Raw genomic sequence first — 9,220 nt, forward strand, 5'->3', positions numbered from 1 at the left:
ACACGCAGGGAAAGTGCCCCTCACGGCACAACCCGGAACCGGGGTCAGGACAGGCGGGCGCGGATGTGGGGGGCGGCGTCGGTGACGGGGACGCGGGTCTGGTCGCCGGTGTGCATGTCGCGCACCGTGACCTCACCGGACTCCTGTTCCTCCGGGCCGTGGATGAGCACCAGCCGGGCGCGCTGGTCGTCGGCCCACTTGAGCTGCTTGGCCAGCTTGCCGGAGGAGCCGAGGTAGACACCGGTGCGCAGCCCGCCGGTGCGCAGTGCGGCGGCCAGGCGCATCACGGTGTCCTCGGCGCCGAGCACGGTCAGGGCCACGTCGAGACCGCCCGCCGAGCCGTCGTCCCCGGCGGCCCGGGTGGCGAGGATGCGCTCGATGCCGATCGACCCGCCGCAGGCGGGCAGATCCGGCCCGCCCAGCTTGGCCACCAGTCCGTCGTAACGCCCGCCGGAGGCGATCGAGCCGGGGTAGTCCCGCGCCACCACCTCGAAGATGGGCCCGGTGTAGTAGTCCAGCCCCCGCACCATCCGCGGGGTGAACACCACCCGCCCCTCCGGCAGCCCGGCGGTGAGCTCCAGCAGCCGGTCGATCTCGGCCAGCCCGCGCCGTCCCCGCTCGGTGGTGTCCAACTGCTTGCGCACCCGGTCCACGTCGGTGGCCGTGACGTCGCCCACCAGCTCCTCGGCCGTCGTCGGCGCCAGTCCGAGCCCGGTCAGCTCCTCCGCCACGGCGGCCGGGTCGAGCTTGTCCAGCTTGTCCAGGCTCCCCAGCACGGCGGCCCCCTGCTCGTCCGGCACGCCGTAGGCCTCCAGCAGCCCGTAGAGGGCCTGCCTGCTGTTCACCAGCACACGGAAGTCCTCCACACCGAGCGCGGTGAGGCCGTCGTGCACCGCCCAGACGATCTCGGCGTCGGCCAGCGGGGACGACGAGCCCACGGTGTCGATGTCGCACTGGGTGAACTCGCGGAACCGGCCCTTGGCCGGGCGGTCGGCCCGCCACACCGGCCCGATCGCGTAGCGCTTGTACGGCGACGGCAGCCGGTTGCCGTAGGTGCCGACGACCCGGGCCAGCGGCACCGTGTGGTCGTAGCGCAACGCCAGGTCGGCCTCACCGCTGGCCTCGTGCACCCCGCGCTTGAGGATCTTGAAGATCAGCGCGGAGGCCTCGTCGCCGAGTTTGCCCGCGAACACCTCCAGCCGCTCGAACGCCGGCGTCTCCAGCGGGTCGAAGCCGTAATGCTCGAACACTCCGGCGACGGTGTCGAAGGCGGCCTTCCGGCGACGCATCTCGTCGGCCAGGAAGTCCCGGGTCCCCGAGGGTGGTTCGGCGGCTCTCGCCATGGTTGGTGTCCTCCGCGTAGATCTCGACTCGCCCGCCATTGTCCCGCCTCGTCCGCTGCCCGGCCGGGTGACCCTCCCCCGGTGTGACCGCGGTCGACCGCGCGGCCCGGTCGGACACCGGGCCGCGCGGTATATGGCGTTATACGGACTGCGGGCTCAGCGGCCGAACCCGGCGGTGAGCCCGCTGACGAGATACCTCCGGCCGAGGATGTAGAGTGCCAGCACCGGCAGCGTGGACAGCACCACCGCCGCCAGCACGGCGGGCACGTTCACGGTGAACTGCCCCTGGAAGCTCCACAGCGCCAGCGGCAGCACCCGCTGCTCGGGGCTCTGCGTGAGGATCAGCGGGAACAGGAACCCGTTCCACACCTGGAGCCCGTCGTACACGGCCACCGTGATCACCGCGGGCCGCACCAGCGGCAGCACCAGACTGAACACCGTGCGCCAGTGCCCTGCGCCGTCCACCCGCATGGACTCGAACAGCTCCTTCGGCACGTCCCGCAGGAAGTTGGCGAGGATCACCACCGTCAGCGGGATGGCGAAGGCCGCCGACGGCAGCACGACCGCCAACAGCGTGTCGTAGAGGTTCATCCGGGTGATCAGGAAGTAGACCGGAATGATCACCGCCTGCAGCGGGATGGCCAGACCGAGCAGGAACGCGCGGTAGGTCAGCCGCCCCAGCCGCGTGTCGCTGCGCACGACGAAGTAGGCCGCCAGCAGCGACACGCCGACCGTGATCGCCACCGCCCCGAGGGTCACCACGACGCTGTTGAGCAGGTAGCGGCCGAAGTCGTTGGCCAGCACCAGCCGGTAGGCGTCCAGGGTGGGCTCGGCGGGCGGCACCAGCGGGTTCGCCGAGAAGAACCCCTCCTGGCTGCGCAGGCTGGTCACCACGACGTAGTACACCGGCACCAGCACCACGAGCAGCCACAGGAAGCCGGCCAGCCCCCCGGGCACGTTCGGCCGGGTCCGCGTCACCGACATCAGGCTCCCTCCTGTTGACTGCCGCGGTCGAAGCTCGCCCACCGGGACAGCCCGAGCGCCAGGGCCAGCCCGGTCACCACGAGCAGCACGGCCAGCGTGCCCGCACGGCCCATCTCGTTGCCGGAGAACCCGGTGAGATACATGTCCAGCGGCAGCAACCGGGTCGCGTCACCGGGACCGCCGCCGGTGAGCACGAACACGAGGTCGAAGTAGGTCAGCGACCCCACCAGCATCAGCGTCGACGACGTGATGATCGTGTAGCGCAGCTGGGGCACGGTGATGTGGAAGAACTGCCGCACCGGGCCCGCCCCGTCGATCTCGGCCGCCTCGTACAGCGATCCGGGGATCTGCCGCACCCCCGCCTGGTAGAGCAGGGTGTGGAACGGCACGAACTGCCACGCGATCACGAACACCACGACGTAGAGCGCCAGATCGGGGTCACCGAGCCAGTCCTGCGCGAAGGCCTCGGCGCCGAAGGCGAGACTCAGGCCGAAGTTCGGATCGAGCAACGCCTTGAACGCGATCGCGATGGCCGCCGAGGACAGCAGCATCGGCAGGAAGTACAGCACCCCGAGCACGGCCCGGTACCGTCCCCGCCGTGCGATCAGCACCCCGAGCAGCAGCGAGATCGGCGTCTGGACCAGCCAGCTCACCACCATCACCTGCACGCTCAGCCAGATCGCGTGGTAGGTCGACGGGTCGGTGAGCACACTGCCCCAGTGGTCCAGCCCCGCCCACTGCATCGCCGCGATGCCGTCCCAGCGCACGAAACTCAGCGCCACCACCCCGACGAGCGGCACCAGCGCGAAGAATCCGAAGAACACCAGTGCGGGCGCGGCCATCAGCGGCGACGGCCCCACCCGGTTCCCGTCGGCACGGGACCGGCTCCGCCGGGTCACCCCGGTGGCGGAGCCGGTCCCCGTGCCCTCGTCCGCGAGCGTCACCGTCTCACCCGATCGTCGCGTCCATCGTGGACGAGAACTGCTCCGGCGACACCTGGCCGTTGAACAGCTGCTCCAGTGTCGCCAACATCTCGTCCGCCTGGCTCGGATCGAGCGCCTGGTCCCAGGACAGCTCGAAGTGCGGCGCCGCGCTCGCCGTCTCGTACACCGACGACAGGTACTCGGAGTCGTCGGCCGCGGCCAGCTCCTCCTCGATCCCCTGCACCGGCGGCACCGAGCCGTTCTCCAGGAGGGTGTCCACGTAGTCGTCGTTCATCAGGCCGCGGTCCAGGTAGTCCAGTGCGGCCTGCCGCTCGTCGGCGTTCGCCTCCGCGCTGATCGACCAGTAGTTGGCCGGGTTCCCGACGATGTTGGCCGGGTCCCCCGCACCACCGGCCACAGTGGGGAACGCGGTATGTCCGAGGTGGCCGTTCTCGATGAACTCCGGCGCCGCGTCCTTGATGCTGGGATAGGCCCAGGAGCCCATCAGATACATCGCCGCCTTGTCGGTGTAGAGCAGGGCCGCGTCGGCCCCGCTGTCCGCGGAGATCGAGCCGAACCCGTCGGCGAAGCCGCCCGCGTCGACGAGTTCCCGGATCTTCTCCCCCGCCTCCAGCACGGCCGGGTGCGACCAGGCTCCGGGCTCGCCCGCGGCGATGGCCTCGAACACCTCCGGACCGCCGATCCGGTCCACGAGGTACTCCAGCCACATCAGCTGCGGCCACCGGCTCTGCCCGGCCAGCGCGAACGGCGCGATGCCCTCCTCGTTGAACCGGGGCACCAGCGCCATCAGCTCCTCCCAGGTCTCCGGTGGCTGTGCCCCGATCCGGTCGAAGAGCTTCGTGTTGTAGTACAGCAGGACCGGCTGCATCCCGTTGTTCGGCACGGCGTACACGTTCCCGTCGACCGTGCCGGTGTCCAGCACCGACGGCAGGTACCGGTCGGTCAGCGCCCCGACGTCCGGGGCCACCTCGGACAGGTTCGCGACCTTGTCCGCGTCGACCCAGGAGCGCAGGTTCCCACCGCCCCAGCCGAAGATGAGGGTGGGCGCCCCGCCCGCGCCGATCGCCGTGCGGATCTTCTGCTTGTACGCGTCGTTGGCGAAGAACTCGGGGTTGATCGCCGTGTCGGGGTTGGCCTCGTTCCACGAGTCGAACGAGGAGCGGATGCTCTGTTCGTCCCCGCCGGTGAGCGCCCACGCCGACGCCCCGGCCGCCGCCGGTCCGCCGGACCCGCAGGCCGTACCGATCGCCATCACCGTCGCCGCTCCCACCGCGAGCAGCGCCGTCCGTCTCCGGCCCATGCCGCACCTTCCTCGTCGAAGGTTCCGAGATACTCGAAACTTTTCGGAAAGAACCGTCTGAATGGACGCCGACGATAGAACCGCCCCCGGGCATGGTCAAGACCTGATTTCGGAATAGTTTGATGTATAGTGACGTGAAACTTTTCGGCAAGCATGAGGGAGGTGGCTGTGTCAGGGAGCGCCGACACCACGCGGCGGGCGACGCTGGCGATGGTCGCCGACGCCGCGGGGGTCTCCCTGCCGACGGCGTCGAAGGTCCTCAACGGCCGCGGCGACGTGGCCACCGCCACCAGGGCGCGGGTTGAGGAGGCCGTCCGCGAGCTCGGGTACGTGCCCCAGGTGGGCCGCCGGAGCGTGACGCCCGCCCGGGTGATCGACCTGGTGTTCGACGAACTGGTCAGTCCGTACTCGCTGGAACTGCTGCGCGGGGTCACCGAGGCGGGGGCCGAGGCGGGGGTCGACGTCGTGGTCGGGCGCGTCCCGGGCGCCGACGGCCCCGTCGCCGCCCCCGACTCGTGGGCCAACCGGCTCAAGGCCGCCGGACGCGAGGGACTGATCGTGGTGACCTCGGAGCTGAGCCTGGAACAGGTGGAGGGCTTCGCCGACGCCGGGCTGGGCCTGGTGGTGATCGACCCGCTGAACCTGCCCCGGGTCGAGGTCACCAGTGTCGGTGCCACGAACTTCTCCGGCGGGGTGACCGCCACCGAACACCTGCTGTCGCTCGGGCACCGCCGGATCGGGTTCGCGGGCGGCCCGGAGGGCGCCTCGTGCGGCCAGGCGCGGCTGCACGGGTACCGGGCCGCGCAGGAGAAGGCCGGGGTCGCACCCGACCCGGAACTGGCGCTGCACGGCGCGTTCGGCTATCCGGACGGGTTGGAGATGGGGGCACGACTGCTCGACCACCCCGACCGGCCCACCGCCGTGTTCGCCGCGAGTGACGCCACCGCGCTCGGCGTGGTGGAGGCCGCGCGCCGACGCGGCCTGCGCGTGCCCGACGACCTCAGCGTCGTGGGCTTCGACGACACCGTCCTGGCGACACTGGCCACACCCGCGCTCACCGTGGTCCGGCAGCCGCTGCCGGACATGGGCGGGGTCGCGCTGCGCACGCTGTTGCGTCTGATCGCCGGGGAGACCCTGGACTCCCACCACGTCGAACTCGCCACGCACCTCGTCGTGCGCGACTCGACCGCCGCACCCGGAGGAGAACGATGAACGACCCGGTCCCGCAGGACCCCGCCCGGCCGCCGAAGACGTGGCAGGACCCGACGGCCTCCCCGGAGGAGCGTGCCCGTGCGCTGCTGGACGAGATGACCCTGGACGAGAAGCTGGCCCAGCTCGGCGGCGCCTGGCCGGAGAACGAGGACGCGGCCGGCGCCGACCGGGTCGACGGCGAGGTCGCCCCGATGCAGGAGGTCTTCACCGAGGGCGCGGTCCCGTTCGACCGCCGCGTCGCGCACGGACTCGGGCACCTCACCCGCGTGTTCGGCACCGCCCCGGTGGGCGTGCCCGAGGGCACCGCACGGGTGGTCCGGCTGCAGCGGGAGGTGATGGCGGGCAACCGGTTCGGTCTGCCCGCGGTCGTACACGAGGAGTGCCTGACCGGGTTCACCACCTACGGCGCCACCGTGCACCCCTCCCCGCCCGCGTGGGCGGCGACCTTCGACGCGGACCTGGTGGAGCGTATGGCCGCCGCCATCGGCGCGGACATGCGCGCGGTGGGCGTGCACCACGGCCTCGCGCCGGTGCTCGACGTCGCGCGCGACCACCGGTGGGGCCGGGTGGAGGAGACCCTCGGCGAGGACCCGTACCTGGTGGGGATGCTCGGCACCGCCTACGTCCGGGGTCTGCAGGGCGCGGGGATCATCGCGACGCTCAAGCACTTCGCCGGATACTCCGCCTCCCGCGCCGCGCGCAACCACGCACCGGTGCCGGTCGGCCCGCGCGAGCTACGCGACGTGCTGCTGCCGCCGTTCGAGACGGCGGTCCGCGAGGGCGGTGCCCGGTCGGTGATGAACGCCTACGTCGACCTCGACGGCGTGCCCGCCGCCGCCGACGCCGGACTGCTCACCGGTGTCCTGCGGGACGAGTGGGGTTTCACCGGCACGGTGGTCTCGGACTACTGGGCGGTCGCGTTCCTGGAGACCATGCACCGGGTCGCCGACGACCGGGCCCACGCGGGGGCCCTGGCGCTGACCGCCGGGATCGACGTGGAGCTGCCGGACGGGCTCTGCTACGGCGACGGACTCGCGGAGCTCGTGCGCGCGGGCCGGGTCGACGAGAAGATCGTCGACCGGTCGGTGCTGCGGCTGCTGCGGCAGAAGGCCGAACTCGGCCTGCTCGACCCCGACTGGACGCCCGAGTCCGATGTGGACTCTTCGGTGGACCTGGATTCGCCCCGCTCCCGGGAACTGGCCCGGGAGCTGGCGGAGCGCTCGGTCGTGTTGCTGGCCGACCGCGGCGACACGCTCCCCCTGGGGGCGGACCCCGGCCGGATCGCGCTCGTCGGTCCGTCCGCGGACGACCCGGAGGCGCTGCTCGGCTGCTACTCGTACCCGAATCACGTGCTGCCCCGCTACCCGGACCTGGACCGGGGCCTGGCCGTGCCGTCCCTGGCCGAGGCCGTGCACACCGAGTTCCCCGGTACGGACGTCCGCACGGTGCGGGGGGTCCCGGTGTCCGAACCGGACCGGTCCGGTATCGACGCGGCGGTCGCCGCGGCCCGGGACGCGGACGTGTGTGTGGCCGTGGTCGGCGACCGGGCCGGGATGTTCGGCGGCGGCACCTCCGGCGAGGGGTGCGACGCGGCCGACCTGCGCCTGCCGGGCGTGCAGCACGAGCTGCTGGACGCGCTGCTGGAGACCGGGACCCCCGTGGTGGTCGTCGTGGTGTCCGGCAGGCCGTACGCCCTCGGCGCGTACGCCGACCGGGCCGCGGCGCTGGTCCAGGCGTTCCTGCCCGGTGCCGAGGGCGGCGCGGCGATCTCCGGTGTCCTCTCCGGACGGGTCAACCCGTCCGGCAGGTTGCCGATGCAGGTGCCCCGCGACCCGGGCGGGCAGCCGACGACGTATCTGCAGCCGCCGCTGGGCGGCTACAGCGAGGGCATCAGCAACCTCGACCCGAGGCCGCTGTTCCCGTTCGGGCACGGCCTGTCCTACACCGACTTCGCCTACGACACACTGACGTGCTCCGCGGCGGAGGTGCCCACGGACGGCACGGTGGAGATCTCCGTGGTGGTGCGCAACGTCGGCGACCGCGCGGGCGCCGAGGTGGTGCAGCTCTACCTGCACGACGTCCGGGCCCAGGTCACCCGACCGGTCCGGCAGCTCGTCGGGTTCGCGCGGGTGGACCTGGCGGCGGGTGCCGCGGCGCGGGTGACGTTCACCGTGCACGCCGACCGGACCGGGTTCACCGGGATCGACCTGCGGCGCCTGGTGGAACCCGGCACGATCGAGCTGTCCGTCGGCTCCTCGGTGGCGGACCTGCCGTGTTCGGCGACGGTCGAGCTGACCGGCCCGGAGCGCACGCTCGGCGCCGACCGGGTGTTGACCACACCGGTCACGGTCACCCCGGTGGCGGAGTGACCCGCCGGGTCAGTCCTTGAAGTACACCCACTGGTGGCTGGTCGCCAGCAGGGCGCCGTCGCGGGCCCACAGCCGGGCGGACTGGTCGAAGAACCCGTTGCCGAAGCCCCCGGCGCGCGCCCTGCCGAGCACCGGCTCGTCGCCCTGCGCGGCGAGCCGGGCGGCGTCGGCGTGGAAATAGGTGGTCAGCGACACCGTGCCCGCGGGCACGAACCGGCCGGTGCGCAGCAGCACCCGCGGGTAGAACACGTCGGCCAGGGCCGCCAGCGCGGCGTGGTCCAACGGCCGGACGGGCCGGTCCCGCATCCACAGGGTCGTGGTGGAGTCGGCCTGCCCGGCGGTTTCGCCGTCCGGCAGCGCGCCCTCGACGAACCGGATCTCGTAGTTGTCGGTGAACGCGACGTGCCCGGGCGAGGGGCGGACGGGGACGTCCTCGGGGGCCTTGACGTCCGGGGCGACGGCCTCGGTGTCGGTCCAGGTGGTGCGGCCCGTGCCGAACACGGCGGTGCCGGTGGTGCGCACCGCCCCGTCCTGGGTCAGCGTGAGCGCGAAGTGCTGGGTGGACCGGTTCGTGCGCAGCGGCGTGGCCGTGACCTCGAACGGCCCGTCCGCGACCGGGCCCGCGAAGTTCACCGTCAGCGCCAGCGGGTCGCCGAGCCGGTCGGGGTGCTGCTGTGCGGCCCGCAGCAGGGTCGCCGCCGTGATCCCGCCGAACGGGCCGACCATGTTGCCGTAGGCGGGGTGGGTGTGCCCGGCGAACCGGTCGCCACCCCGCGGGGTCAGCGCGACCGCCGCGTCGAACGGATGGGTCGGCACCGGATTCCCGGTCTCGGTCACGGCGGCTCCTCGTCCACGGCTGCTGCTGCGGCACCGCAGCCTAGGGGGCCGGACGGCGGCCGGGTGCCCGACCACCGGGCGACCGTGCCCCGCGTCACTCCCGCACACCGTGCCGGTCCCCGGGCGGGACCGCGGCCGGAGCCCGACGGAGCGGGACGGTCGGGGTGGATCACCCGGCTACGATGTGCCCATGCCGCAGCTGGACCCCCGGGACGTCACCGAGGCTCTGAC

The 9,220-nt window shown here is 72.5% G+C and carries 7 protein-coding genes; 2 read left to right on the plus strand and 5 right to left on the minus strand.

Annotated features, from left to right (window positions below):
• Window positions 1-44: 44 nt before the first annotated feature.
• From hisS to SACPADRAFT_RS0208855, 4 genes are all read right to left on the minus strand, one after another.
• Entirely contained in the window at window positions 45-1,343 is a 1,299-nt protein-coding gene (hisS, locus tag SACPADRAFT_RS0208840) for a histidine--tRNA ligase (protein WP_007025256.1), read from the minus strand.
• Window positions 1,344-1,499: 156 nt separating this feature from the next.
• On the minus strand, window positions 1,500-2,327 hold the full coding sequence (locus SACPADRAFT_RS0208845; RefSeq protein ID WP_007025257.1) for a carbohydrate ABC transporter permease: 828 nt from the start codon (window positions 2,325-2,327) through the stop codon (window positions 1,500-1,502).
• Window positions 2,327-3,226, minus strand: a complete 900-nt coding sequence (locus SACPADRAFT_RS0208850) for a carbohydrate ABC transporter permease (protein WP_051442427.1) — start codon at window positions 3,224-3,226, stop codon at window positions 2,327-2,329. The genes SACPADRAFT_RS0208845 and SACPADRAFT_RS0208850 overlap by 1 nt, the downstream gene beginning before the upstream one ends.
• A gap of 49 nt (window positions 3,227-3,275) precedes the next feature.
• Entirely contained in the window at window positions 3,276-4,571 is a 1,296-nt protein-coding gene (locus SACPADRAFT_RS0208855; protein ID WP_007025259.1) for an extracellular solute-binding protein, read from the minus strand.
• 153 nt (window positions 4,572-4,724) lie between these two features.
• Between SACPADRAFT_RS0208855 and SACPADRAFT_RS0208860 the strand changes: the two genes are divergently transcribed.
• Both SACPADRAFT_RS0208860 and SACPADRAFT_RS0208865 read left to right on the plus strand, forming a co-directional pair.
• Complete coding sequence (locus SACPADRAFT_RS0208860) at window positions 4,725-5,783, plus strand: LacI family DNA-binding transcriptional regulator (RefSeq protein ID WP_051442423.1); 1,059 nt, start codon at window positions 4,725-4,727, stop codon at window positions 5,781-5,783.
• Complete coding sequence (locus SACPADRAFT_RS0208865; protein WP_007025261.1) at window positions 5,780-8,152, plus strand: beta-xylosidase/alpha-l-arabinosidase; 2,373 nt, start codon at window positions 5,780-5,782, stop codon at window positions 8,150-8,152. Before SACPADRAFT_RS0208860 ends, SACPADRAFT_RS0208865 begins: the two co-directional genes overlap by 4 nt.
• Window positions 8,153-8,161: 9 nt before the next feature.
• Here SACPADRAFT_RS0208865 and SACPADRAFT_RS0208870 read toward each other — a convergent pair whose 3' ends face one another.
• Complete coding sequence (locus tag SACPADRAFT_RS0208870; protein WP_007025262.1) at window positions 8,162-8,989, minus strand: acyl-CoA thioesterase; 828 nt, start codon at window positions 8,987-8,989, stop codon at window positions 8,162-8,164.
• Window positions 8,990-9,220 lie beyond the last annotated feature (231 nt).

The organism is Saccharomonospora iraqiensis subsp. paurometabolica YIM 90007 (assembly GCF_000231035.2).
Taxonomy (GTDB): domain Bacteria; phylum Actinomycetota; class Actinomycetes; order Mycobacteriales; family Pseudonocardiaceae; genus Saccharomonospora; species Saccharomonospora paurometabolica.